The organism is Saccharopolyspora antibiotica, assembly GCF_047200635.1.
Lineage (GTDB): Bacteria > Actinomycetota > Actinomycetes > Mycobacteriales > Pseudonocardiaceae > Saccharopolyspora_C.
Genome location: NZ_JBJZOI010000005.1, coordinates 197,365 through 222,899, shown reverse-complemented (window position 1 = coordinate 222,899; position 25,535 = coordinate 197,365). Strand labels below are relative to the sequence as shown.

Annotated in this window: 23 protein-coding genes; 6 read left to right on the top strand and 17 right to left on the bottom strand. The window is 71.7% G+C overall.

Annotation, left to right across the window (positions count from 1 at the left end; all coding sequences use genetic code 11):
• Positions 1 to 240: 240 nt before the first annotated feature.
• From ACL03H_RS05520 to eccCa, 10 genes are all read right to left on the bottom strand, one after another.
• Entirely contained in the window at positions 241 to 408 is a 168-nt protein-coding gene (locus ACL03H_RS05520; protein WP_412809984.1) for a hypothetical protein, read from the bottom strand.
• A 51-nt stretch (positions 409 to 459) separates the two neighbouring features.
• On the bottom strand, positions 460 to 1,794 hold the full coding sequence (gene glmM, locus ACL03H_RS05515; RefSeq protein WP_412809983.1) for a phosphoglucosamine mutase: 1,335 nt from the start codon (positions 1,792 to 1,794) through the stop codon (positions 460 to 462).
• Between the two features lie 127 nt (positions 1,795 to 1,921).
• On the bottom strand, positions 1,922 to 2,449 hold the full coding sequence (gene rpsI, locus ACL03H_RS05510) for a 30S ribosomal protein S9 (protein ID WP_459561768.1): 528 nt from the start codon (positions 2,447 to 2,449) through the stop codon (positions 1,922 to 1,924).
• Between the two features lie 23 nt (positions 2,450 to 2,472).
• Positions 2,473 to 2,922: a 50S ribosomal protein L13 gene (gene rplM, locus ACL03H_RS05505; RefSeq protein WP_412809982.1), complete on the bottom strand. Its 450-nt coding sequence runs from the start codon at positions 2,920 to 2,922 to the stop codon at positions 2,473 to 2,475.
• 417 nt (positions 2,923 to 3,339) lie between these two features.
• A complete protein-coding gene (locus tag ACL03H_RS05500; protein ID WP_412809981.1) occupies positions 3,340 to 3,627 on the bottom strand; it encodes a WXG100 family type VII secretion target in 288 nt (95 codons plus the stop codon).
• Between the two features lie 62 nt (positions 3,628 to 3,689).
• The gene (locus tag ACL03H_RS05495) at positions 3,690 to 4,001 is read right to left on the bottom strand and encodes a WXG100 family type VII secretion target (RefSeq protein WP_412809980.1); all 312 of its coding nucleotides are present in this window, start codon (positions 3,999 to 4,001) and stop codon (positions 3,690 to 3,692) included.
• A 245-nt stretch (positions 4,002 to 4,246) separates the two neighbouring features.
• Positions 4,247 to 6,067 (bottom strand): type VII secretion-associated protein, encoded by a 1,821-nt coding sequence (locus tag ACL03H_RS05490; protein ID WP_412809979.1) that lies wholly within the window; start codon positions 6,065 to 6,067, stop codon positions 4,247 to 4,249.
• A 323-nt stretch (positions 6,068 to 6,390) separates the two neighbouring features.
• Entirely contained in the window at positions 6,391 to 6,567 is a 177-nt protein-coding gene (locus tag ACL03H_RS05485; RefSeq protein WP_412809978.1) for a DUF397 domain-containing protein, read from the bottom strand.
• A complete protein-coding gene (locus ACL03H_RS05480; protein WP_412809977.1) occupies positions 6,527 to 7,471 on the bottom strand; it encodes a helix-turn-helix domain-containing protein in 945 nt (314 codons plus the stop codon). The genes ACL03H_RS05485 and ACL03H_RS05480 overlap by 41 nt, the downstream gene beginning before the upstream one ends.
• Before the next feature lie 62 nt (positions 7,472 to 7,533).
• The gene (gene eccCa / locus ACL03H_RS05475; protein WP_412809976.1) at positions 7,534 to 11,667 is read right to left on the bottom strand and encodes a type VII secretion protein EccCa; all 4,134 of its coding nucleotides are present in this window, start codon (positions 11,665 to 11,667) and stop codon (positions 7,534 to 7,536) included.
• 319 nt (positions 11,668 to 11,986) lie between these two features.
• On the opposite strand from eccCa, the gene eccD reads away from it, so the two are divergent.
• Positions 11,987 to 13,402, top strand: coding sequence for a type VII secretion integral membrane protein EccD (eccD, locus tag ACL03H_RS05470; RefSeq protein ID WP_412809975.1), 1,416 nt, complete (start codon positions 11,987 to 11,989; stop codon positions 13,400 to 13,402).
• 11 nt (positions 13,403 to 13,413) lie between these two features.
• Complete coding sequence (gene mycP / locus ACL03H_RS05465; protein WP_412809974.1) at positions 13,414 to 14,814, top strand: type VII secretion-associated serine protease mycosin; 1,401 nt, start codon at positions 13,414 to 13,416, stop codon at positions 14,812 to 14,814.
• A 219-nt stretch (positions 14,815 to 15,033) separates the two neighbouring features.
• Here mycP and ACL03H_RS05460 read toward each other — a convergent pair whose 3' ends face one another.
• Both ACL03H_RS05460 and ACL03H_RS05455 read right to left on the bottom strand, forming a co-directional pair.
• Positions 15,034 to 15,396: a hypothetical protein gene (locus ACL03H_RS05460; protein ID WP_412809973.1), complete on the bottom strand. Its 363-nt coding sequence runs from the start codon at positions 15,394 to 15,396 to the stop codon at positions 15,034 to 15,036.
• Positions 15,393 to 15,677, bottom strand: a complete 285-nt coding sequence (locus ACL03H_RS05455; RefSeq protein ID WP_412809972.1) for a hypothetical protein — start codon at positions 15,675 to 15,677, stop codon at positions 15,393 to 15,395. Before ACL03H_RS05455 ends, ACL03H_RS05460 begins: the two co-directional genes overlap by 4 nt.
• 156 nt (positions 15,678 to 15,833) lie before the next feature.
• Here ACL03H_RS05455 and ACL03H_RS05450 point away from each other — a divergent pair, with 156 nt between their 5' ends.
• A complete protein-coding gene (locus ACL03H_RS05450) occupies positions 15,834 to 16,691 on the top strand; it encodes a helix-turn-helix domain-containing protein (RefSeq protein WP_412809971.1) in 858 nt (285 codons plus the stop codon).
• On the top strand, positions 16,688 to 16,894 hold the full coding sequence (locus tag ACL03H_RS05445) for a DUF397 domain-containing protein (RefSeq protein ID WP_412809970.1): 207 nt from the start codon (positions 16,688 to 16,690) through the stop codon (positions 16,892 to 16,894). Before ACL03H_RS05450 ends, ACL03H_RS05445 begins: the two co-directional genes overlap by 4 nt.
• Before the next feature lie 52 nt (positions 16,895 to 16,946).
• On the opposite strand, the gene ACL03H_RS05440 is transcribed toward ACL03H_RS05445, so the two are convergent.
• From ACL03H_RS05440 to eccB, 3 genes are all read right to left on the bottom strand, one after another.
• Positions 16,947 to 18,008, bottom strand: coding sequence for a WXG100 family type VII secretion target (locus tag ACL03H_RS05440; protein WP_412809969.1), 1,062 nt, complete (start codon positions 18,006 to 18,008; stop codon positions 16,947 to 16,949).
• On the bottom strand, positions 18,008 to 18,304 hold the full coding sequence (locus ACL03H_RS05435; RefSeq protein WP_412809968.1) for a hypothetical protein: 297 nt from the start codon (positions 18,302 to 18,304) through the stop codon (positions 18,008 to 18,010). The genes ACL03H_RS05440 and ACL03H_RS05435 overlap by 1 nt, the downstream gene beginning before the upstream one ends.
• Positions 18,305 to 18,427: 123 nt before the next feature.
• Positions 18,428 to 20,014, bottom strand: a complete 1,587-nt coding sequence (gene eccB, locus ACL03H_RS05430) for a type VII secretion protein EccB (protein ID WP_412809967.1) — start codon at positions 20,012 to 20,014, stop codon at positions 18,428 to 18,430.
• Positions 20,015 to 20,296: 282 nt separating this feature from the next.
• Here eccB and eccE point away from each other — a divergent pair, with 282 nt between their 5' ends.
• Positions 20,297 to 21,487 carry a type VII secretion protein EccE gene (gene eccE / locus ACL03H_RS05425; protein WP_412809966.1) on the top strand — a complete coding sequence of 397 codons (1,191 nt, stop codon included), beginning with the start codon at positions 20,297 to 20,299 and terminating at the stop codon, positions 21,485 to 21,487.
• Entirely contained in the window at positions 21,484 to 22,233 is a 750-nt protein-coding gene (locus ACL03H_RS05420; RefSeq protein WP_412809965.1) for a hypothetical protein, read from the top strand. Before eccE ends, ACL03H_RS05420 begins: the two co-directional genes overlap by 4 nt.
• 141 nt (positions 22,234 to 22,374) lie before the next feature.
• Here ACL03H_RS05420 and ACL03H_RS05415 read toward each other — a convergent pair whose 3' ends face one another.
• The gene (locus tag ACL03H_RS05415) at positions 22,375 to 23,730 is read right to left on the bottom strand and encodes a cryptochrome/photolyase family protein (RefSeq protein WP_412809964.1); all 1,356 of its coding nucleotides are present in this window, start codon (positions 23,728 to 23,730) and stop codon (positions 22,375 to 22,377) included.
• A gap of 202 nt (positions 23,731 to 23,932) precedes the next feature.
• A complete protein-coding gene (locus ACL03H_RS05410) occupies positions 23,933 to 25,237 on the bottom strand; it encodes a citrate synthase (RefSeq protein WP_412809963.1) in 1,305 nt (434 codons plus the stop codon).
• Positions 25,238 to 25,535 lie beyond the last annotated feature (298 nt).

Sequence of the window (25,535 nt, the reverse complement as noted above, 5' to 3'; positions counted from 1 at the left end):
CTTGGCAGCCGCGCGACGCGCGCGGGCCAGATCCGATGATCTCCTTGCATACGCGAAGGCTCATCGCGGGGGCGAGAACAGGACGTGCGAGCAGGGCCGCCGGGCGGGGGTCGGCCGGGCGGGGGTCACAGGGAGATGATCACCATCGCGAGCACGGTCGCCACCGCGAGACCCGCCAACGGCAGGACCACGAGGACGATCAGGTTCGCCCACCACTCCCCGCGCATCGACCGCGCCCGCTCAGCCGTGGTGCCTGCGGCCGCGGCGGTTCACCCACCACTGGCCGCCGTCGTGGACGGCGTTGATGGCCTTGGTCCCGGCGATGCCGAGAGCGGACAGGACCAGGACCGCGGCGAGCAAGCTCAGCGCGACGATCCCGACGACAGCGGCGACGACGATGGCACCCATGTGAGCAGCGTCTCACAGATCTCATGATCTGGGGAGATCTGGATCACAGGGTCACCGGATCGCAGCAACGACCCCCGCGAGCCGTCGCGCGGTGTCGTCGGCGATCTCCTGGCTCGGCGCCTCCACCATCACCCGCACCAGCTGCTCGGTCCCGGACGGGCGCAGCAGCACCCGGCCGTGCTCGCCGAGCTCGGTCTCGGCCGCGGTGACGGCCTCGGAGACCGCGGGCGCGGCAACGGCCCGGCCCTTGTCCGCGACCCGCACGTTCACCAGGACCTGCGGCAGCCTGCGCATCGTCGCGGCCAGCGCGGCCAGCGACTCACCGGTCGCGGCCATCCGGCCCATCAGGCGCAGCGCGGTCAGCAGGCCGTCGCCGGTGGTGGCGTGGCCGGGCAGCACCACGTGGCCGGACTGCTCACCGCCCAGCGTGAAACCGCCCGCGCGCAGCTCCTCCAGCACGTAGCGGTCGCCGACCTTGGTGGTGCGGAGCTTCACGCCGTGCTCGCGCATCGCCAGGTGCAGGCCCAGGTTGCTCATCACGGTGGCGACCAGGGTTTCGTCGGCGAGCTCGCCCGCCTCCTTCATCGCGACCGCCAGCACCGCGAGGATCTGGTCGCCGTCGACGACCTCGCCGTCCGCGTCCACGGCGAGGCAGCGGTCGGCGTCACCGTCGTGCGCGATGCCCAGGTCGGCGCCGTGCTCCAGGACGGCGGCCCGGACCTTCTCCAGGTGCGTCGAGCCCACGCCGTCGTTGATGTTGATCCCGTCGGGGTCCGCGTGCACGGCCACCACGTCGGCGCCCGCGCGGCGGTAGGCCTCCGGGGCCGCGCTGGAGGCGGCGCCGTTGGCGCAGTCCACCACGACCCGGATCCCGTCCAGCCGCTGCGGCGTGGCCACCAGCAGGTGATCCACGTAGCGCTGCACCGAGTCCGGCACGTCCCGCACCCGGCCCACGTGCACGCCGGTGGGACGGCTCACGTCCTCGTCGAGCCGGGCGGCGATCTCGTCCTCCACCGCGTCCGGCAGCTTGTGCCCGCCCGCGGCGAACAGCTTGATGCCGTTGTCCGGCATCGGGTTGTGCGAGGCGGAGATCATCACGCCGATGTCCGCGCTCAGCGCACCGACCAGGTGGGCGACGGCGGGCGTGGGCAGCACGCCGACGCGCAGCACGTCCATGCCCGCCGAGCTCAGCCCGGCGGTGACCGCGGCCTCCAGCATCTCGCCGCTGGCCCGCGGGTCGCGGCCCACGACGGCGACCCGGCGGCGCGAGTCGTCCCGGTCGTAGAGCACGCGGGCCGCCGCGGCAGCCACGGACAGCGCCAGTTCCGGCGTCAGGTCCGAGTTCGCGAGACCTCGGACCCCGTCGGTGCCGAACAGCCGAGACATGTGCTGCGAATCCTCCTGGATCGACGGCGGAGCCGCGCCGGATCCCCACCCGGCGCACAAAAAGATCACGGGAGCAGCCCCGGCGTCGCGCGGACGCCACGGCTGCTCCCGTGAATCGTACGAAAGCTCAGCGCTTGCTGTACTGCGGAGCCTTGCGGGCCTTCTTCAGGCCGTACTTCTTGCGCTCCTTCTCCCGCGGGTCGCGGGTGAGCATCCCGGCCTTCTTCAGCGCCGGGCGGTCATCGGCGTCGAGCTCGATGAGCGCACGCGCGATGGCCATGCGCAGCGCACCGGCCTGACCGGAGGGGCCACCGCCGTTGAGGTTCGCGTGCACGTCGAAGCCTTCGGCGCGCTCCACGAGGACCAGCGGTTCCTTCACGATCTGCTGGTGGACCTTGTTCGGGAAGTAGTCCTCGAGCGCCTTGCCGTTGAGCTTGAACCCACCGCTGCCGGAGGTCAGGCGCACGCGGACGATGGCTTCCTTGCGGCGGCCAACGGTCTGCACGGCGCGACCGGACGGGATCGGCGCGAACTCCTGAGGGGCGTCCTCGACGTCCACCTCAGTGGTCTCGGCGAAGTTGTCGCCGATGTTCTCGACGACGTCCTCGCCGACGGTCTCGATAACCGGGGTCTCTTCCGGCTCAGGAGTGGTCACGGGCTGGTCCTCGGGTCCCTCGGTCACTTCTCGACCTTCGCGTTGATCTGGTACGGCTGCGGGTTCTGGGCGGCGTGCGGGTGCTCCGGGCCTGCGTAGACCTTGAGCTTCTTGCCCATGGCGCGGCCGAGCTTGTTCTTCGGCAGCATCCCCTGGATGGCCTTCTCCAGCACGCGCTCGGGGTGCTTGGAGTCCAGAACCTGCCCCAGCGACTGCTTCCGCAGACCACCCGGGTAACCGCTGTGCCGGTAGTGGAACGCCTGGTCGCGCTTCTTGCCGGTCAGCGCCACCTTCTCAGCGTTGACGATGACCACGAAGTCGCCGGTGTCGAGGTGCGGGGCGTAGGTCGGCTTGTGCTTGCCGCGCAGCAGGAGGGCGGCCTGGGTGGACAGCCGGCCGAGCACCACGTCCTCGGCGTCGATGACATGCCAGGCGCGGGTCACCTCGCCGGCCTTCGGGCTGTACGTGCGCACGGATCTACCTCGTCGTCGTTCGCGTCGGAATCTCGGTGCGGACCCCGTGTTCCTCCGGGGAGCCCATCGGAACCGTGCCGGGTCGGATGCCCCGGCCGGGCCGGGGAACCGGCACGTCCTGAGTGTCACCAGAGACCTGTTGGCCCCGTTCGGCCCCGGCTCTCGCCGGGTCGCCGCTGGGCCGGTCACCGCTCCAACACCGCAGTCGCGCACCGCACAACAAACAATCAGGGTACTCGTTGGCGAAAAGCCCCACCGAGACGGGGTCCCCCGTAACCGGGATCGCCGTCGGCGTGCCTTCTCACCGAGGGGATCGTACCCGGCGCCCCGGCCGGGCCGGACACCCGCCCGACCGAACACCGCCGACCCCGGGACGCGGCGGCGTCCGGGGGGTCGGCGATGGGCCGGGCAGGGCGATCAGCCGCCGAAGCGACCGGCGTTCTTGGCCTCACCGGCCTGGTAGGACTCGTTCGCGGCGTTGACGGCCATGCCCATCTTCGCGGCGATCTCGATCATGTTCTGGGCGGCCTTGTCCCACTCGTCCTGCGCGGCGCGGTACGCCTCCTGCGCCTGGCCCTCCCAGGTGTTCACGAGCGGCTTGAGCATGTTCTCCAGCTCGTCCAGCTCGCTCTGGATCTTCGTGGCGGCGCCGCCCAGGTCGTCGGCGGCCTGGCTCAGCTGGCCGAAATCAACGCGGATTTCCATGGTGGTGTCCCCTCAAGTGGAGTGTCGGAAGAAAGCGGAGAATGCGAGCGTCGAGGCGGGACTCAGCCGCCGAGCATGCCCTCGATCTTGGAGATCTCGGCGGCCTGCTCCTCTTCGCGCTGCATGTAGTCCTGACCCGAGGACTGGATGTTCTCGCTGATCTCGCCCAGCTTGCGGTTGATGGTGTCGGCGTTCTCCTTGAACGCGTCCATCAGGCGGCGGAAGACGTCGGACGCGCCACCCTTCCAGGAGACCAGCACCGGGTCGATCTGCGACTGCAGCGTGTTCACCGCGTTCTCGACGTTGCCCCGAACCTCTTCGACCTGGCCTGCGGCCTTGGCCATCAGGTCCGCATCGGTACCCATCCCGCTCATAGGTGAGCCCCCTTCATTCGTTGCTCGAAGATCGATGAACCTACGACGCAGACATTGCCACGCCCGGTTCCCCCCTGTCCCAGCTTTTTCCGGGAACGGTTGCGAGTGCGCACGAAGATCGGGATAACCGCAGGTCAACCCGCCATTAGCGAATGGGAAGAATCCGCGGTTCGCGGCATCTCCGCACCGACACGCCGCCGATTCGCATTCGCGATTCGCATTCGCCACCGCGCTGCGCGCATTCCTCAGCGCTCGCCGGTGGTGAGGGTGGACACGACCTGCTCGCAGGCGCGCCGGACCTCCTCCTTGCCCTCGGGGCCGTAGCGGCAGCCGACGCTGATCTGGAAGTGATCGCGGTGCAGCACGAACCACTCGACCTGCGACCCCGGCAGCGACTCGCGGTAGTAGACCGCCCGCTGCCCGGCGAAGGTCGTCTCCGGGGAGAAGTCGGAGAACCGCCCGCCCGCGGCGTTGGAGCTGTCGTACTGCTGCCGCAGGCCGGAGACGGCCCGGGAACGACCCGCCTCGGTGTCGTAGCCGAGGTCGCCCTGCTGCACGAGCACCAGGTCCTCCCCGCCGGTGCGCGGCGCGACGATCGTCTGCCACAGCTCGGGGTCACCACCGGTCTGCCGCCAGCCGCCCGGGTAGTCGAAGGCGTACTCGTACTGGGCGACGTGCCGCGGCGCCTGCTCGGCCCGCCCTCCACCGGCCCGCACCAGCAGCACCGAGACGACCGCCACCACCGCGACGGCGGCCACCACCGCCGCGCCGAGCAGCCAGGGCCGCGAGGAGGAGGACGCGGGCGCCGGCGTGTGGAAGACCGGGCGAGTCTGATCGCTGCCGCCGATGACCACGGTGGAGGCGCGGCTGAGCGAGTCACCGGCCGGGACGGGTTGCGGCGCCCACGGCGGTCGCGGGCCACCGGCCCGCGCGTGGTGCGCGGTGGGCTGGGAGGCGCCGCCCCGGTGTCCCCCCGCGGGCGCGAGGCCACCGGTGCGCTCCGGGTCGAGCCGCACCGCCCGCAGCGCGCCGCGGGCGACCACGGTCTCGGGTTGGTCCAAGGTGGTCGGCAGGACCCCGGTGCGCTCGTGGATCAACCGGGCCACCAGCGGGATCCGGCTGGAACCGCCGACCAGGAACACCCCGGCCAGCCGTTCCCGGGGGACCTGGCCCTCGCGGAGGGTCGCCGAGACCAGCTCGGCCGCCCTGGCCAGCGGCGCGACGATCAGCCGCTCCAGGTCGGCGCGGGTGACGTGCGCGTCGGAGAACGGCGGGGGCATCGGCACGTCGGTGTAGGCGTGCCGGGACAGCGTTTCCTTGGCGCCCCGCACGTCCTGCCGCAGCACCCGGCGCCGCCTGCGGTCGGCCATCTCGCGGCCGTCGACGAGCTTGTGCCAGGCCGCCGGGTCCATCCCGGACACGACGGATCCGATGTGCTCCAGCAGCGCCTGGTCGACGTCGGCGCCGCCGAAGTGCGGGTCGCCCTTGGTCGCCAGCACCCGGAAGGAGTGGCCCTCCTTGCGGACCACGCTGGCGTCGACGGTTCCCCCGCCGAGGTCGAGCACCGCCAGCGCGCCGCCGTCCGGCAGCCCGTGGCCGGCGGAGTGGAAGACGGCGGCGGCGACCGGCTCGGGGACGAGCACGAGCTCCTTCGCCAGCCCGGCCGCGGCCTGGCGCAGCACGCCCGCGCGGACGGCGCCCCAGTCGGCGGGGTGGGTGAGGACCAGCAGGTCCACGACCGCGCCGCCCGCGAAGCGCCGGGCCTCACCGACGGCGCGCTGCAACACCGCCCGCACCACGTCGCCGACGCGCAGCACGCTCGCGCCCAGCAGCAGCTCGCCTTCGTCGATGCGGCGCTTGGGATGCGGTTCGAACCGGGAGGGGTCGACCGCGGCCTGGCGCTCCGCCTCGTGGCCGACGAACAGCGTGCCGTCGGCCGCGGCGAACACCGCGGAGGGCACCAGCGGCTGCCCGTCGACGACCACCACCTGCGGTTCACCGCCGCCGACGGACACCACCGTGCAGGTGCTGGAGGTGCCGAAGTCGACCGAGACGTGCAGGGACACCAACTACTCCTTCGCCACCACCGCGGGGTCGCGACGGTGTCTTCGCCGGGCCCGCCTGCGCGGCAGGACGAACCGCACCCGAACCCGAATTCCCCCGAACGGTTCGCGCGGGCCGGACCGTGATCCCGAAACCCCCGAGCACCCTAGAGGCCGGGGGTGCGCCCAGTTCAACAGTCTGCCCTCGATCGGGTGGCTTTCGGGGGTGATCCTTGACTTCGGACGGGGAGTCCCCTCACTCGCTCGCGTCTCGCGCGGCCGGGCCCGGGACCGCGTTCCCCGGTTGCTCCGGCGGCGCGCTCCGGTCACGCCGATGGCGCGGACGCTCAGTCGGAATGCTTGAGCTCGGCGACGAACGTCCGCCACTGCTCGGGTTGGAAGCGCAGGACGGCCGACCGATCCTTGGAATCGCGGACGTCGACCCGCATCGCGAGAGAACCCACCTCCACGCACGCCGATTGGCTAGCGCTGTAACTCGATTTCCGCCATTTCCCCTTCCCCATGGTTGGTTTCCTCCCCGGACTCGTACCTGCGCGCGTATGCCGCGATGAGCTCCTGGGAACAATTAGGGCTCAACGCGGCCCGGCACAGCCTAGAACGAGCCTGTTGGAAGGGCGTTACGTCGTCCGGGTCATCCAGGAACGCGCCGCACCGGCGCTGCTCCAGGTGGACCAGCGGCCTGCTCCGCGGGAACTCCAGCAGCAGGAAGGGACCGTCGAGCCCGGTGTGCGCGCCCGCCGTGAAGGGAATCACCTGGACGGTGATGTTCGGCGAGTCGCAGGAGGTCACCACGCTGCGCAGCTGAGCGGCCATCGCCGCAGGTCCGCCCACCGGCCGGCAGAGCGCCGCCTCGTCCAGCAGCACCTGGTACCGGGTCGGTTCCGGGCCGTGCAGGATCCGCTGCCGGGCCAGCCGCGCCGTGATCCTCGGGTCCACCTGGTCGGCGGGCACGTCCGCCGCCCGGAACAGCGGGCGGGTGTAGTCCGGAATCTGCAGCAATCCGGGGACGAGGACTTCCGAGACCTCGGTGATGGACACGGCGCGGCTTTCCGCTTCGATGAGTTCGGTGAGTTGCGCGGGCAGTCCGCCGCCCGATTCGCACCACACCGGTTCGTCGATGTCGTAGGCGAGCCGCAACAACCGGGTCCGGTTCGCGCCGCGCACGTCCACGGCGTCCAGGAATGCCCGCACGGAATTCGGCGCCAGGCGACGTCGGGCCGTCTCCATCCGGCTGACCTTGGCTTCCGAACACCCGATCAGAACACCGAGCTGGCGCAAGGTCAGACCGGATTGCTCTCGAACCGCCCGCAATTCCTTTCCCAGCGCTCTGGCTCGGGGAGTATCCGACATGGCCCACACCCTAAGCGGCCTCGCGGGCGAAGATCTTCGCTCGATCGTGTCATTCACCGAGAGCGACGAAAACCTCCCGCACCACGCGGGTGCGGGAGGTCCTCAGCGAATGCCGTCGATCACTCCGGCGGCAGGTACGCCGTCTGCACCAGCTGCGGCCCGCCGCGGAGGGCACGGCTGACCAGCGTCCCCCGGCCCGGGGGCAGCGGCCGCGACTTGACGTTGCCGACGAGCTGGCCGTCGTCCTTGTTCGCGCTCATCGCGAGACCGGGCGCCGAGACCTCCCGCATCTTGCCGATGATCGGCTCGTAGAGCGCGCGGCTGGCGTTGCCCGAGTTCCGGGCGATCACCATGTGCAGGCCGACGTCGGAGGCCTGCGCCACGAACTCGGCGAGCGGGGCGAGCGGGTTGCTGCCCTGCGGCGAGATGAGCTCGTAGTCGTCGACCACGACGAACAGCTCCGCGCCCTTCCACCAGGAGCGGTTGCGCAGCTGCTCCTGCGTCACGTCCGGGGTCGGCAACCGCTTCTTGAGCGCCGCGCACACGTCGCGCACGTTGCTCTTGAGCTGGTCGACGCTGACCGAGTACTCCATCAGGTGCGTGTCGGGCACGACGCCGAGCATGGTGCGCCGCACGTCGACCATGAGGATCAGCGCTTCCTCGCGGGTGTACCGGCTGGTGATGCCCTTGACGATCGTGCGCAGCAGCGCGGTCTTGCCGGCTTCGCGCTCGCCGAAGGCGTAGAAGTGCGGTTCCGCCTTGAAGTCGAGGTAGACCGGGTTGAGCCCGTCCTCGTTGATGCCGATCGGCACCAGCTTCGGGTGGGGCTGCTGCTGCGGCTGCGGCAGCTGCTCGAACGGCAGCAGGTCCGGGAGCAGCCGGACCTGGGGCGCCGGCCTGCCCTTCCAGGAGCTCTTGATCCGGTTGACCAGGTCGCCGACGCCCTCGGCGAGGTCCTCGTTGTAGAGCTCCCACTTCGGCCGCGGGGTCGCCTCGGGCGGTTCGGACTGGTTGTTGGCCGCGGCGTGGTCGGCCACGGCCTTCGCCCGCGCCTGCTCGGCCTTGACCCGCTCGTCCAGCTTCTCGCTGTCCACCCGGGGCAGTCCGATGAGGAAGTGCAGCCGCGTCGAGTGCAGCCCTCGGCCCGGCCGGCCCGCCGGGACGATCTTGGCGATCTTGCGGTCGAACTCGGACTCGCCGGGGTCGCCGAGCCGCAGCTCCATGCGGGTGCCCAGGGCGTCCTTGAGCTGCGGACGGATCCCCGCCCACCGGTTCGCGGCGAGGAACACGTGGACGCCGTAGGTCAGGCCCTGCTGGACCAGGTTGTTGATCTCCGGCTCCAGCGTCTCCAGCTCGGGTTCGGCGCGGAACGCCTCCCAGCCGTCGATGACGAGGAAGACGTCCCCGTACGGGTCGTTGCTGATCTCCCCGCGCCGCTTGCGGTTGCGGAAGTCGGCCATCGAGTCGATGCCCGCCTCCTGGAACCGGCCTTCGCGCGCGGCCAGCAGCGCCTTGATCTCGGCGACCGTCCGGCGCACCGTGTCCAGGTCGCGGCGGTTGCCGTAGGCACCGACGTGCGGCAGGTTCCGCAGCGCGCCGAGCGAGCCACCACCGAGGTCGATGCAGTAGAACTGCACCTCCTGCGGGGTGTGCGTGAGCGCCATCGAGGAGATCAGCGTCCGCAGCAGGTTCGACTTGCCGGACTGCGGCCCGCCGACCACGGCGCCGTTGCCCTCGGAGCCGTTCGCGAAGCGCAGCAGCAGCGAGTCCTGCCGCTGGTGGTACGGCACGTCGATGAGGCCGATCGGGACCTCCAGCCGCCCGCTGCCCGCGAACCCGACCGCGCTGTAGCCGCGGTCGTCGGTGGCCTGCAGCGGCGGCAGCAGGGTGTCCAGGGTGGACGGCGCGTCCAGCGGCGGCAGCCACACGGAGTGCGCGGGCGGCCCGGCGCCCTCGACCTTCTGGATCACCAGCTGGAAGTCGGTGGGAGCGGTGACCTCCCGCTCCGGCACCGGTTCCTCCTCGACCACCGGGACCTCGGGCTCCGGGGGCTTCTCCACGTGGTCCGGGATGAAGAAGCGCGGGCGCCGCTCCCCGGTCACCGGCGAGGCGGCCTGGCCCATCGGGCGCCGCCCGCTGGTCTGGTGCAGGTACCCGGAGACGTAGGAGGCGCGGAAGCGCTCCATGCCCTCCGGGTGCTTGAGGTAGCCGTGACCGCCGCTGGACGGCAGGTCGGAGGCGTCCGGGATGCCGATGGCCGCGCGGGACTCGGCGGCGTTGAAGGTCTTCAGGCCGATCCGGTAGGACAGGTGCGCGTCCAGGCCGCGCAGCTTGCCCTCCTCCAGCCGCTGCGAGGCGAGCAGCAGGTGCACCTGCAACGACCGGCCGACGCGGCCGATCTTGCCGAAGAGGTCGGCGAACTCGGGCTTCTCCTGCAGCAGCTCGCCGAACTCGTCGATGACCACGAACAGCGCGGGCAGCGGCTCCTGCGCGTTGGCGTCCCCGGCCTCGTGCAGCTTGCGGTAGTCCCAGACGTTCTTGGCCTTCGCCTTGTCCAGCACCTCCTGGCGGCGGTTGGTCTCCCCCGCCAGCGCGTCCTGCATCCGGTCGACCAGGGTGGAGTCGTCACCGAGGTTCGAGATGCTCGCCGAGACGTGCGGCGCGGTCTCGAAACCGTTGAACGTCGCGCCGCCCTTGAAGTCGACGAGCACGAAGTTGAGCATCGAGGAGGAGTGCGTGGCCATCAGGCCGAGCACGATGGTGCGCAGGAACTCGGACTTGCCGGAACCGGTCGCGCCGATGCACAGGCCGTGCGGGCCCATGCCCGCCGAGGCGGTCTCCTTGATGTCCAGGTGGACGATCTCGCCCTGCTCGCCGGGGCCGATCGCGACGCGGTACAGGTCGTCGCGGGACCGGGGCCGCCAGGCCTCGTTGAGGTCGAAGGTGACGGGGTCGCCGGCGAGGCCGAGCTGCTCGATGTAGTTGAGCTGCGTGGTCAGCGGCTCGAACCCGCCGCTGTCCTCGACGGCGGCCGGACCCGCCGCGAGGCGGTACGGGGCCAGCAGGCGGGCCAGCGAGGTGGCCTCCTCCTTGCTCAGCCAGTCCGGTTCGCCGAACCACTCCACGCTGTTCTGGCCGCGCGCGCCGATGCGGTCGGCCTCGACCGCGATGCGCATCCCCCGGCGCTCGGCCAGCTTCCCGAGCACGTCGGACAGGTCGATGATCGTCACGCCCGCGAGGCCGTTCTCCACGATCAGCTGCTCCTCGCGGCTGATCTCGGCGTCGTCCAGCACGATCACGATGTGCGGCTGGCCCTCCGGCGGGGGCGCGTTGCGCTGGAAGCGGGGCCGGTCGGCGAGCTGCTCGTCGAGCATCTCCTCCAGACCCCACAGCGAACCGGACATCAGCCGCATCGGGCCGATGCCGTCGGTCTCGGTCGGGTGCTGCGCGTGCGGCAGCCACTTCACCCAGTCCCACTCCACCCGGGAGCGACCGCTGGAGGCGACGGCGATGAGCACGTCGTTCGGGGAGTGGAAGGTCGCCAGCTGGGCCAGCATCGCCCGCGCGAGTCCGCGGGTGAGCGCGCGGTCCCCCTGCAGGCCGACCACGGCGAAGCCGCGCAGCGAGGTCGCGATCGGCAGCTCCGACACCAGCGAGTGGGCGCGCACGAAGCGGCGCAGCGCCAGGGTGGTGATCGGCTCCAGCTCGTCGACGGGACCGGTCTGCGGCGGGACCAGCCGGGTCTCCAGCCGCTGCGAGCCGCGGCCGACGCGGACCTGGCAGAAGTCGTTGTCGTTCTGGCGCCGCTCCCACATGCGCCGAGTGCCGTTGGCCGCGACCGACCACAGCGTCTGCGGGTCGGGGTGCACCCACTCCCGCGCGAGGCGCTGCTCGTCGGCGGCCTCGCGGGCCCGGTCGCGCATCTGGCCGAGGTAGCGCAGGTAGTCCTTGCGGTCCTCGTTCATCTCGGCCTTCTTCTGGCCGCCGTCCTTGCCGCCGCCGGCCATCATCCCGAAGGTCGAGACCAGCATCATCATCGGCATCATCATCATCATCGGGTTGTCCCTCGCCCGCTGAAGCATGAAGACCATCATCCCGAGGGATGCGACGATCATGACGCCCGGCAACACCTTCTGAACGACGTTGCCCGGGATCACCCGCGGGATCTCGGGTGGCGGTTCGAGGTGCACCTCCCCACCAGGAGGCCTCGGAGCGGCCATGCGCGGCAATCGCTTGAACGGCAGCGTGCTCACCGGAGGCAGCAACCTTTCCTGTCGTAGCAATGTGGAGCGGCTGGGGTCGGAATCGCGATGCCCCACTCCCGCAGGCGGCATTCTGTACCGTCCGCTGACCGCCGTCAGCAGGGCCCGAACCTTCCGGCCCACCCGTGATCGACCGGATGCGAAGCCGTTGGCACGAGTTCGGCCAAACCCTTCACCCCTGCGCGGCCGGTGCGGCCATACTAGGGGCGCTCTCCGGCCGGGCGGGCCGCTTTCGGCGAGAAAACCCGCGTCGTCCGGATCGAGGCGCAGAAGGACCCAAGTGCACGGACTCAGGAAGTAGGGGGCCTCAGTGGCAACCGGGACCACGGTGTTCAGCCGCGTGACAGTGGTGGCGCCGAACACTCGCATCGACCTGGCGCTGCCCGCCGACGTCGCGGTGGCGGACTTGCTGCCGATGCTGCTGGACATGGCCCGGGAGGGCAGCAGCGACGGCGGTTCGCGGCACGGCGGCTGGTGCCTGGCCAAGCTCGGCGACGAGCCGCTGGACAACAGCCAGACGCTCGCCTCCCTGGGCATCGTGGACGGTGACCTGCTCCAGCTGCGCCGCCGCTCGGACAACCCGCCGCCGCCGCTGTACGACGACGTGGTCGACGCGCTCGCCGAAGCGGAGCCGGGCAGCTACCGGCCGTGGACTAAGGAGACGGCGGCGAAGATCGGGCACACCGCGGGCGTCCTCGGGCTGACGGCGGCCGCGACCTCGCTGGGCCTGGCCGGCCAGTTCGGCACTCTCCCCTACCAGATCGTGACCGCCGCGATCGCGCTCGTGGTCGCCGTGTTCGCGACCGGCATCGGCTCGGTGGTCACCCGCGCCCACGGCGCCGCCACCACCGGGACCGTGATCGCCGGGGCGGGCGGGCTGCCGATGGCGTTCGTGGCGGGGTTGAACGCGGTGCCGAGCGACGACCTGCGCCCCGGGCTGCTGCTGGCGTCCGCGCTGGTGCTGATCTTCGCCTCGATCTCGCTCATGGTGATCGGGACCGGGGTGGTCACCTTCATCGCGGCGGCCACGATGTCCGCCTTCGCGGTGCTGGCGTTCATCGCCACCCTGCTGCTGCCCAGCGGGGCGAGCGCGGCCGGGGTCGCGGCGGGCGCGGGCGCGGTCGGGCTCGCCGGGATCTCGCTGCTGCCGCGGCTGACGATCCAGCTGGCCAAGCTGCCGCTGCCGCACGTGCCGGGCAACGCCGACGACCTCAAGGAGGACGAGGGCTTCCCGGACTACCGGATGATCGAGCGCCGCACCGGCCTGGCGCACCAGTACATGACGGGCCTCATCATCGGCTGCGGGCTGACGGCCGCGCTCGGCGCGATCCTGGCGATCACGCTGCCCGGCGGCGGGGTCTGGGGCGCGCTGTTCGCGTTCGTCGTCTCGGCGGTGCTGCTGCTGCGCGGGCGCAACTACGCCAACGGCAGCCAGGCCGTCGCGCTGCTGCTCAACGGCTTGCTGGCGGCGGTCGGCGTGGCCGCCGGGCTGCTGGTGCAGACCGCGCTGACGCCGCTGGCGGTGGCGTGGGTGTTCCCGCCGATGCTGGTGCTGGGCGTGGCCGCGCTGGTGTTCGGCGTGGTGTTCCCGAACCGCCGGTTCTCCCCGGTGCAGCGCCGCATGGTGGACATCCTGGAGGCGGTGCTGATCGCCCTGGTGCTGCCGCTGGCGCTGGGCGTGATGGACCTCTACATGACCATCCGCGATCTGAACATCTCGTTCTGAGGGCTATCCCGATGCGCTTCCGCTTTCCCGCCCGGCTGCTCGTGCTCGGCGCCGCCGCCGGTGCCGCCGTCCTCAGCGGACCCTCGCTGCCCGCCGCGGCGCAGACCCTCGGACCGCCGGAGTTCGTGCCGATCGGCGTGCCCGGAGTGCCGCTGAGCCCGAAGCCCTACGCGCAGAAGCAGGGCTGCATGCAGGGCGCGCGGGGTTCGGCGATCGTCGAGGAGAAGCCCTGGTCCCAGCTCGCGCTGGGCTTCGAGCGCGCGCACGGGCAGACGGTCCCCGAGACCGGCCAGGCGCTCACCGGGGCCGGGCAGACCATCGCGGTGATCGACACCGGCGTCAACGGCGGTCAGCCCCGGCTGCCCGCGGTGAACGCGGGCGGCGGGTCGAGCGTGCCGGACGGCGGCGCGGACAGGGACTGCGACGGCCACGGCACGATCGTCGCCGGGATCATCGCCGCGCAGCCCAGCCCGGACACCGGTTTCGTCGGGATCGCCCCGGGCAGCTCGCTGATGTCCATCCGGCAGTCCTCGTCGCTGTGGGAGGACGAGCAGTCCGGGCGGACGATCGGCGACACGCAGACGATGGCGCAGGCCGTGCAGTACGCGGTCGACAACGGCGCCACGGTCATCAACATCTCGCAGTCGTCGTGCCAGCCGATCGCGGCCGCGGCGAACCCGGCGGACCCGTACAACCGCGCGCTGCAGAACGCGGTGCGCAACGCCCGCGAGGCGGGCGTGGTCGTCGTCGCGGCGGCGGGCAACACCCAGGACAGCTGCCAGAAGAACCCGGTCGGCAGCCCGACGACGGCCGTGCTGCCCGCGTGGTTCGACGACGACGTGCTCACGGTGGCCTCGATCGGCGAGCAGGGCAATCCCTCGGAGTTCACCGTCCCCGGCCCGTGGGTGGACGTGGCCGCGCCCGGCGAGAACCTGACCTCGGTGGATCCGGGAGTCGGCGGCACCGGCGTGGTCAACCAGATCGCCTCGGGCCCGCAGGGCGAGCCGGGCCCGATCCAGGGCACCAGCTTCGCCGCCCCCTACGTCTCCGGCTTAGCCGCGCTGATCAAGCAGAAGTACCCGGACCTCAGCGCCGACGAGGTCATGGACCGGATCAAGAACACCTCGCTGAGCCCCGGCGGTCCCGGCGGCCGCAACGACATCGTCGGCCACGGCATGATCGACCCGATGGCGGCGCTGAGCGACATCGTGCCCGCCGAGCACGGCAAGCAGCCGGCCCCCGCCAAGCCCGCGCGGCTGAGCGCGGACGTGATCCCGCAGACCGACTGGCCCGCGCTGACCATCGCGTTCGGCGGTGCCATCGGCGGGATCTGCGCGGTGCTGTTCACCGCCTTCCTGATCAACGCCGTCCGCACGGTCCGCTCCCGCCGAGCGGGGAACCACGAGGACTGACCGACGCGAACGCGGAGCCCGGTGGAGCCACGGCCCACCGGGCTCCGCTTCGTCGGGGGCAGCACCTGACTGCCGCGGTCGGGCCACCTCGGTCGGCCGGGTGCCCGGCCGGGCGCGGCGGGGGAGGGGGAGCCGCGCCCGGCCGAGCGTCGATCCGCTCCCGGTCGGGGTTCGGGAGGGCGGACCGAGTCGGGAAGTCGTTCGGCTGGCCGGGCTTCCTCACGCGGCGCGGGCGCGGTGCCGCGCCCACCCGTCGTCCGGGTCGGCCGCGGGCCATCGAGGTGACCGCGCGCCGGACCCCTGCGCCAGCAACGCCTGTCGCGCACCGACCAGTTCGCGCAGCGAGAGCGCGGAGCCGGGCCGCTCGATCCCGGCTGCCGCCGCGCAGGTCTCGCACAGCCCGTCGAAGCGGGCCTCGGCCGGTGCCGAGGCGTTCCGGCGGACGTGCAGCGGGCCGTAGACGTAGATCCCGCAGCGGGACGGCAGCGCGCCCCCGGCGGCTCGCCGCACCAGGTGCCAGCGCCGGTCCACCCGCCACCGCCCACCGGCCGTCGCCGCCCACACCAGCGCGTCGGGGCTCATCCCAGCTCCACCACGGGCCGATCGGCGGCCGGGAGGTTCAGCGACGCCAGCGCCACGCACCGCGCGCACGGCGCTCCGCGCGCCTCCACCTCCACGAGCTCCACCGGCAGCGCTCTTCCGCACCTCGCCTGGAAGACCGGCTCCGCGCGGACCGCCTGGTGCACCACCCGCGACGCCTCCCCCACCACCCCCGCCCGGTATCGGACGGGGACGGGAGCGCGGCCCGCTGCGGTGCCGGTGGATGTTCCTCGCGGGGCGAGCGCCCGCTCTTGCGCTGACATGAGAACTCCCTGATCAGGGCGGCACGTACGGATCTGGTACTACTTGCCGATCAACTCAACCCGACTTGCTCAAAGCATTTCAACTTGAATTTCAGGTTGCAATAACTCGATCAAGTGATGGGACCGTCCCAGTCGAAGGGGGCAAGATTGGCACCCATGAACGCACCGAGCCCGGCGGTCTGCCGCCTGCTTCTAGGCCGGGAACTCCGACAGCTCCGCGACGCCGCAGGCGTGACCCGGGAAGAGCTCGGCAAGCGGACCGGATGGACCGGGAGCAAGATCAGCCGGATCGAGCAAGGCCAAGCCACCTTGCAGACGGCGGAGATCAACGAGCTCCTGAGCTTGTTCGACCTCGCCAGCGCAGATGTCGATCGCGTTCACGATCTCGCCCACCAGGCGCGCAAGCGCGGGAGCTTCGGCAAAGTTCCCGACTGGACGAGGCAGTACCTCGGTCTGGAGTACGACGCCGATGCGTTGACGATGTGGGACGCGGAGCTCGTTCCGGGACTCGTTCAAACCGAGGAGTACGCCCGAGCCGTGGTCTCCACCTCGGTGGTGGTCGCCACCGCGGACATCGAGCAAACGGTCAAGGCGCGGTTGCGACGACAGCAGGTCATCAACAGGCCGAACCCGCCCCAGATCAGCATCATCCTCGGAGAAGCAGCGCTGCGGCGGGAGATCGGCGGACCCGTCGTGCTTCGCGATCAGCTGACTCAGCTGCGCGACGTCGCGATTCTGCCGCACGTGACACTGCAGATCCTGCCGTTCCGGTCGGGCGAACACGCCGCGCTCGGCACGTCGTTCTCCTTGCTCCGGATGCAGCTGGAGGACGCCGCGTTCACCTACGCCTACCTGGAAGATCTGACGCGGGCCGACTGCCTGGACGGGCCCCAACACGTGAAGGTGTACGAGCTTGTCGCCGAAAGGCTTCAGATCGCTGCGCTCGGTCAGCGTGAGACACTGGGACTGCTCGATAGGGCGATCAGTGAACTGCCGAGTGGGGAAGCGACATGACGACACCGGACGCGGACCGTGTCAGCTGGCGCAGGAGCAGTCGTAGCAGTGGCGGGCTGAACAACTGCGTCGAGCTCGGAGCGCGGGATCGTTCCTGGCTCGGCATCCGCGACAGCAAGGACCCGCACGGACCGTCGTTGGCGCTGAGCCACCGCACCATCACCGCCTTCGTCGCGGCGATCAAGCGGGACGAACTCCGCTGACCTCGACCGCCGTCGGACCTCGCCCACCGCCCGGTGAGCGAGGTTCTTCGCACTACGAGCGCTGATCCTTCGCCTCACCGGGCTTCCCGGAGCCCTCGGACTTCTTCCCCGCGTCACCGAGAACGGGATCGACGGCAGGAGCCGGGGCGCCGAAGAGGTCGTCGGTGCTGGCGCCCGCGCGGGGCTTCTTGCGGCGGTCTCGGGCGGAACCTCCGGCGCGGCCCATCGCGGCCATGCCCGCCATCGGCAGCATCCCACCGGCCATGCCGCCGCCCACCACCGCCGCTCCGGTCGAGGTCGCGGAGCTCTCCTCGGAGTCCGGTTCCTGCTCGGCCTGCGCGGTGGTGACCTGGGCCGGTCCCCCGGCCACCAGCTCGGTCCGCAGCGGAGTGCCGCTCGCCGGGGCCGGGATCGCGGCGGGCGCCGGGGGCAGCCGCTGCTCCAGGTCGGCGCAGCGCCGGGCCACTCCCGCCAGCACCTCCTCGGCGGACTCCGCCAGTCCCGCCGCCGGACGGCGGGCGCGCATCAGGTGCTCGCGGGCCGCCGCCAGGTCCGGTTCGGAGCGTTGCAGGGCCGCGCACACCGGCTCGGCGACGCCCGCGATCAGCTCGCGCATCTCGCGGGCCAGCCCGCGCAGCTCCCCCGCCGCCGCCTCCAGCGACTCCGCCAGGTCCGCGACCGCCGCGGCGAGTTCCGCGCCGCGCGCACCGACCTCGCGCAACCGATCGGCGAAGGCGTCCGAGTCCCGGCCGTCCCAGGCCGATTCGACCGCCGCGGCCTCGGACTCCACGACGGACGCGGCGGGGCGCAGGGCCTCGGCGATCGCGCGCCAGGACGCCGCCGCGCCGGCCACCTCGCGCCCGTCGTCGGCGGCCAGGGCGAACGCGGGACCGATCGGGTCGGGCACCTCCAGGACCTCGACCGCCTCGCGCAGGAAGTCCAGCTGCACGGCCACGTCCTGACCGGCGATCAGCGGCGGCGCCTCGGGCGGTTCCGGCGGCGCCGCTGCCGGACCGGCCACCTCGACGGGCGCCGCCCCGGCCGCCTCCGCCGCCACCTCCGCGCGGATGCTGCGCAGGTCGTTGGACTGGAGCAGGTCCTCGGAGTCCGCCATCACGAGCCCTCCCCGCGCGCCAGGTCCGCGGCGTGGCGCTCGTCCTCGGCGGCGTGCCGCTCGACCACGGCCGCGAGCTCGGCACCGGAACCGAGCACGGCGTGCGCGGTGCCGAAGATCCGCTCGCCCAGCACCGCCGCCAGCCGCTCGCAGGGCTCCAGCGCCCCCTCGGCCCACGCGGGGCCGGCGGGCACGTCGGCCATCGCGCGCCCGGCGGCCTCGAACTCCGCACCGGCCGCGCGCAGCGCCTCCGCGCTCACCGCCAGCCGGTCCACCTCCACCCGGATCCCCGACATCCGGCACCTCCCCAGTCGCCCAGCACGTCCTCCGCCCGGAAAGCGATCCGCCCGCCGATCCGGTGGATCGGCGGGCGGATGCACCGTCCCTGGGACGGTCGTGCGACCTCGTCGGTTCCCCGATCAGCCGTCGGAAGCGGAACTCCCCGACTGCTGCTGGGCCTGCGGGTTCGGCGGCGGCCGGTTCACCCCGCCCGGCGGCACCGGGACGGAGTCGTAGACGTAGCTCGCCTGCGCCGGATCCAGCAGGTCGCCCTTCGGCAACGAGCGCATGATCCCCGAAGGACCGGCCTTGATCCCCAGCGGATTGTTGATCACGCCGAGCCCCTGCGCGGTCGCGGCGTCCTTGATCCCGTAGATCACGCCCTGGTCCGAGACCAGGTAGATCGGCCCCGAGTCCGCGCCGGCCTCGTTGGACACCCCGCGCACCACCGCGGCCTTGCCGGCGGGCATGTAGAAGTAGTCCACCTTCGGGCCGGTGCCGTCGTGCTGCGCCAGCTTCACCGGAGCCACCTTCGCCGGGCTCTCCCGGTTGACGGTGACGGTGACGTGGTGCTCGCCGCTGATGTTGCGCCAGCTCACGCAGGACGTCGCGGATTCCCGGAAGGACACCGGCTCCGGCACCGCGAGCGGGAACGAGTCCAGGTCGAGGTGCTGGTTCTCGGCGTCCGGCGCGCGGGTGATGGTCCCGGTGGAGTTCGGGATCTCCTGGCTGCCGCGCTTGCTGGCGTGCAGCACGGCGGCCGCGCCCTGGCTGATCCGCTGCTTGCCCTCGGGCAGCAGCGCGTAGAACTGGTCCGGCTGACCCGCGACGGTCTGGCGGACCACGTCCCCGGATTCGTACGGGTTCAGCATGTAGTCGACCGAGCCGGCGGGGGCGTCCGGAATGGTCAGCGGCGGCGCGTCCGGCACCGAGTTCAGCATGTTGGTGCTGATCGTGCGGGGCGTCTGCCCGCTCAGCCGGTAGATGTCCATCACGGCCTGCTCGGAACGGTCCACCCTGGCCTTGACCGCCTTGGTGTGCGGGCGGTCGGAGTCCTCCACCCGGTAGATGAGGTACTCCTGGCCGGAGCTCTGGTCCTGGACGAACAGCGACTGGTCCGGCCGCAGCTCGACGCCGTGGTTCGGGTCGCCGCCGATGACGGTGGTCTCCACCTCGGTCGCGCGCTCGGCCCGCGCGACGTCGAGGTTGTCCCGCACCTGGCCGACGTCGCAGATCGCCCACGCGGGCTCGGCGATGTTGGTGGGATCCGGCAGGTAGTTGGGCGCGTTGACCATCCCGGTGCGCGGGCCGCGCGGGTACTCCGCGAGCGCCGACTCCTTCACCGTCGTCGTCGGCACCGCCTGGCCGCCCGCACCGCCCTGGGTCTGCGCCATCACGAGCAGCTTCGCCGAGGCCATGTTCAGCATCGGGATGAGCCGCTTCTGCGCCGCGTCGTCGGCCGTGACGACGTAGACGCTTCCGCTCTCCTTGCCGACGACGATGGACCCGGGCTCCGGCACGGAACCCTTGCCCCCGAACAGTCCCCAGACCAGAAAACCGATCAGTCCGATGCAAGCGAGGATGGCGCCGGTGACGGTGGCGCGCTTGTGCGACCCCATCGGGTCGTGCAGCATCACCGCGTCTTTGCGCACCAGTGCCGATTCCATGCGGCGAAGGACGAACTGGTACGCCTGAACCTGTGACTTCGTTGTGGGTGTTGATGCCATTCTTCGCCTACAGCTCTCCCGTCCGAGGTACGGTTCCGCAGGATAGCCGCAGAGGCGCGTCGCACGGGTCCGGTTCGACGGAACCCTTCCGCATTCTCTGAGATCGGCTGCCGAACGACCTGGTTTGCGCACCTGCCGCGTGCGCACTGCCTGCGAGGGGAAGAGACCGAACGGATGTCCGTCAGCACGCAACATCCGGCCCAACCGAACGCCTCCGGTACCAGCGGTGCCCGCACGCGCATCCGAGCGCGGCGGCGCACCCTCGGAGCGAGCCTGGGGCCGATGCCGGTGGCCAACATCGTCGTGATCGAGGTGGGGCTGGCGATCGGCCTGGTCCTCGTGCTGCTCAACGAGATGCTGTGGCCGGTGGCCGCCGGGATCGCCGCGTTCGCGCTGATCATCGCGCTGCTCCGCAGGCGCGGCCGCTGGTTCACCCAGTGGTTCGGGCTCGTCGTGGACTACCGGACCCGCTCGCACGTCCGCCGCTCGGTGCCGCCGAACACCGACGCCGGGGAGCTCGCCGTGGACAAGAACGGTGACGGCATCATCGGCCCCGACGAGAACCACCGGGTCGCGCTGCTGCGGATCCTGGTCGAGGACCTCGTCGTCGCGCGCGGCCAGGACCACGACCGCAACCCCGTCGGATTGGCCTGGCACAACGGGAAGTGGACCGCGGTGCTCATGGTCGACCCGACGCCGTCGCTGATCAACCCGGCGGACAGCGCGCCGAACCTGCCGCTGGGCGTGCTCACCACCTGCCTGGAGGACCGCGGGGTCGTGCTCGACGCGATCCAGGTCATCTGGCACTGCTACCCGGGCAGCGCCGCGCTGATGCCCGACTCCCCCGCGCTGAACTCCTACCTGGAGCTGATGGGCAAGACCACCGCCGCGGCCCGCCGCACCACCTGGGTCGCCGTCCGGCTGGACCCGCAGACCTGCGCCAAGGCCGTCGGCGAACGCGGCGGTGGCGTGATCGGCGCGCACCGGGCGCTGATCGGTGCGCTGTCCCGGGTGCGCAACGCCCTCGAAAGCCGGGGCATCGCGACCCGCGCGCTGGACCCGGACGAGCTGCTGGGCGCGGGCATCGCTTCCGCCGAGCTGCAGGACGCGCTCGGCACCCAGCGGCCGATCGGGCTGAAGGAGCGCTGGAGCGGGGTCACCGCCGACAACTACAGCCACTCCAGCTACGCGATCACCGGCTGGCCGAACCACATGAGCGACAGCATCAACGCGCTCACCGGGGTGCGGGGTCGCTCCACCAGCATCGCGCTGTCCATCGCTCCGTCCGGTGAGGACGGTGAGGTCGGGCTGCGCGGGCTGGTGCGGATCAGCGCGCTCACCCCGGAGGCGCTGAGCACCGCCGACAAGCAGCTGCGGACGCTCAGCAACAAGCTCGACCTGACCCTGACCCCGCTGCGCGGGATGCAGCTGGCGGGCCTGACCGGAACGCTGCCCCTCGGAGGTGCGGCATGAGCCGGACCCGGACCCTCGACACCCCCGGCACCGGGGCAGGCACCGCGCCGGAGTTCCAGGTGCGCCCGGAGATGCTCGACCTCGTCAGCCCGCCCGGCGACCGCGGCGGGATGATCATCGGGGCGGACCGCAAGGCGAACACGCCGATGACCGCCTCGATCCTGCGTCCCGAACCGACCCGCATGGTCACGGTCGGCGGGCTGTACCTGGCGCGGCAGATCGCGCTGCGCGCCATCGCCACCGGCGCCTGGGTGCACATCGTGACCGGGCGCCCCGCCGCGTGGCGGGTGCTGGAGCGGGCCGCCGGGCGCACCCCGGCGGGGCAACCCGCTCCGGTGGTGCAGACCCGCAAGCTCGCGCCGTACGACACGCCTCGGGCCACCGAGGACTCGCCGCTGCTGATCGTGCACGACGGCGGGGCGGTCCCCCAGGAGATGTTCCCGCCGCGCAGCGCCTGGCAGACCACGATGTACGTGCTGCCGTACCTGCACCCGCAGGCGGGCAGCGGAACGGCCACGAACACCGCGGACCTGATCCTGCTCCAGCGGCTGCCCCCGCAGCAGGCTCAGCTCGCGGCGCGGTTCTGGTACTTCGACGCGCCCCAGCGGCAGAACCTGATCCAGCAGCTCACCCAGATCCCGGACGACGGCGTGATCGCGCTGGGCGACTCGCTGTGGATGCCGCTGACCCTGGTGACCGCGCCGAAGGAGCGGGAGATCCTCGGCCCGATCCGCCGCGGCGACTGAACCACCGGCGCGCGGAACGGCCCACGACCTCGTCCGGTCGTGGGCCGTTCCGCTGATCCCGCCCGCCGAGCGCCCCCGGCCCCGCGGCTCGTCCTCCGGCCGCGGCGACTCAGCCGCGCGGGCCGTTCGCCTGCTGGCGGTTCATCCCTTGATCTCGCCGTAGCGGGCCAGGGACTCCTGCCGCTCCACCGAGTGCTCCACGATCGGGCCGGGGTAGCCGTTCGGCGGCCCGTCCGGGAGCTTCCACGGCTGGTGGGTGTGCTTCGCGTCGAGGTTCCGCAGCTCCGGGACGTAGGTCCGGACGTAGGAGCCGTCCGGGTCGAAGCGGGTGCCCTGGGTGATCGGGTTGAAGATCCGGAAGTACGGCGCGGCGTCGGTGCCCGTCCCCGCCGCCCACTGCCAGCCGTGCTGGTTGGAGGCGAGATCGCCGTCGACGAGGTGGCTCATGAAGTGCCGCGCGCCCCACCACCACGGCAGGTGCAGGTCCTTGACCAGGAAGCTCGCCACCACCATCCGCACCCGGTTGTGCATCCAGCCGGTGCTCAGCAGCTGCCGCATCCCCGCGTCGACGATCGGGAACCCGGTGCGACCCGCGCACCAGTCCTCGAACCGCGACCAGGCTTCGGCGCCGGTGTCCAGGCGCATCCGGTCGAACCGGGTGTCGAAGTTCCGCCGCGCGCTCTCCGGCCAGTTCCAGAGCACGTCGGCGTAGAACTCCCGGAAGACGAGCTCGTTGCGGTAGCTGCGCGCCCCGTCGCCGCGCCGCCCGGCCAGATCTGCCAGCAGCGTGCGGGGGTGCGCGCAGCCCCAGCGCAGGTAGGGCGACATCCGGCTGGTGCCGTCGTGGTCCGGGCGGTCGCGGTCCCGGTCGTAGTCGTTCAGCGAGTCGCGGAACTCCGCCCAGCGCCGCAGCGCGGCCTCCTCGCCCGCGGGCGGCAGCACCAACCCGCCCAGGTCCTCGTCCTCGGGGATCGGCACCGCGCCCGCGTCGTCCGGCAGCAGCCAGTCCACCTCGGCGGCGCTCGTCCCGGCCGGGCGCGGGTACCCGTGATCAGCCCAGGCGCGGGAGAACGGGGTGAACACCCGGTAGGGCGTGCCGTCGCCCTTGACGACGCGGCCCGGGGTGATCGCGTACGGGGAACCGGTCTCGACCAGCTCGACGTCGAGCGCCGCGCGGACCCGCTCGTCGCGGGCGCGGCCGTACGGGCCGGTGTCGGCGGAGACGTGGACCTCGTCGGCACCGACCTTCCGGACGAGCTCCGGCAGCACCCGCTCGGGTTCGCCGCGCAGCACCAGCAACCGGCCGCCCAGCTGCTCGTCGAGGGCCCGCAGGCAGCGGAACAGGAAGGTGCGGCGCGCGGCGCCGGACGGGCCCAGCAGCGAGTCGTCCAGCACGAACAGCCCGATCACCGGCCCTCCGCGCGCAGCCGCCGCGAGGGCGGGGTGGTCACCGCAGCGGAGATCTCGCCGGAACCACAGGATCGAAGGTGCGGACATGCTGGACCACCCTACGGACCGCGAGCGCCCGGCCACCGACCCGACACGAAGTCCGGCCCCGAACCGGGCCCGGACGCGACTCGGCCCCGGCACCGGCTCGCGCCGGCCGCCGGGGCCAGGGGTGGGCGGACCTGCCGCCCGGTTCAGCGGCGCCGGACGCCGCGTCCCGGGGGAACGCGGTCCGGCGCCGAAGAACCTCGGCTCAGCGCTCGCCGATCGAGCGGTACGAGCGCTCCGGCGCACCGGTGTAGACCTGGCGCGGACGGCTGATCTTGCGGGCCGGGTCCTCCAGCATCTCCCGCCAGTGCGCGATCCAGCCGGGGAGGCGGCCGAGCGCGAACAGGACGGTGAAGTACTTCGTCGGGAAGCCCATCGCCTTGTAGATCAGGCCGGTGTAGAAGTCGACGTTCGGGTAGAGCTTGCGCTCGACGAAGTAGTCGTCGGCCAGCGCCTTCTCCTCCAGCTTGAGCGCGATCTCCAGCAGCGGGTCGTTCGCGCCGAGCTTGCCCAGCACCTCGTCGGCGGTCTTCTTGATGATCGCCGCGCGCGGGTCGTAGTTCTTGTAGACCCGGTGCCCGAAGCCCATCAGCTTGACGCCGGGCTCCTTGTTCTTCACGCGGTTGACGAAGGAGTCCACGTCGTCGCCGTTGGCGTGGATGCCCTCCAGCATCTCCAGCACCGCGCTGTTCGCCCCGCCGTGCAGCGGGCCGAACAGGGCGTTGATGCCCGCGGAGATCGAGGCGAACAGGTTCGCCTCCGAGGAGCCCACCATGCGCACCGTGGAGGTGGAGCAGTTCTGCTCGTGGTCGGCGTGCAGGATGAACAGCAGGTCGAGCGCGCGGGTCAGCGCCGGGTCGACCTCGTAGGGCTCGGCGGGGAACCCGAAGGTCATCCGCAGGAAGTTCTCGACCAGGCCCAGCGAGTTGTCCGGGTACAGGAACGGCTGGCCGACGGACTTCTTGTAGGCGTAGGCCGCGATCGTGGGCAGCTTCGCCAGCAGGCGCACCGTGGAGAGCTCGACCTGGTTCTGGTCGAACGGGTCCAGGCTGTCCTGGTAGAAGGTCGACAGGGCGGAGACCGCCGACGAGAGCACCGGCATCGGGTGCGCGTCCCGGGGGAACCCGTCGAAGAACTGCTTGAGGTCCTCGTGCAGCAGGGTGTGCCGCTGGATCCGGTCGGCGAAGTCGTCGTACTGCGCCTGCGTGGGCAGCTCACCGTAGATCAGCAGGTAGCTGACCTCGATGAAGTTGGACTTCGCGGCGAGCTCCTCGATGGGGTAGCCGCGGTAGCGCAGGATGCCCGCGTCACCGTCGATGTAGGTGATGTCGGACTTGCAGGCGGCGGTGTTGACGAAACCCGGGTCCAGCGTCACCAAACCGGTCTGGGCCAGCAGCTTCCCGAGATCCACACCGGCGGAGCCCGCGGTGGGCTCCGTCACCTGCATTTCGTGCTCGCCATCGTCGTAGCGCAGCGCGACGGTACGTTTGGCGGTCGCGTCGTCGGGCATTCGGGAACCTCTCGCGCTCGTGAAAGGGGCGGCGTTTCCGCCGACGACTGCGCGCATGTCCGACACCGTGGTGGGTGTCCGGCAGCGTGGGTCGGTCGCGCACGTGCGCCGGCCGGGGTCACCGGACCGCCGCAGCACCACCCCGTTGGGGTCCTGTCCGTTGCCACGCTAGACCGCTCCAGGCCCCTCGCGCAGCAATCGTGTTAGCCCTTTTGGGCAGGTGGGACCACGATCACATCGTCGATCAGCCCGGACGCCGGGCGCCCGGCACCCGGTTGCCGCAACCGGGTGCCGGGAC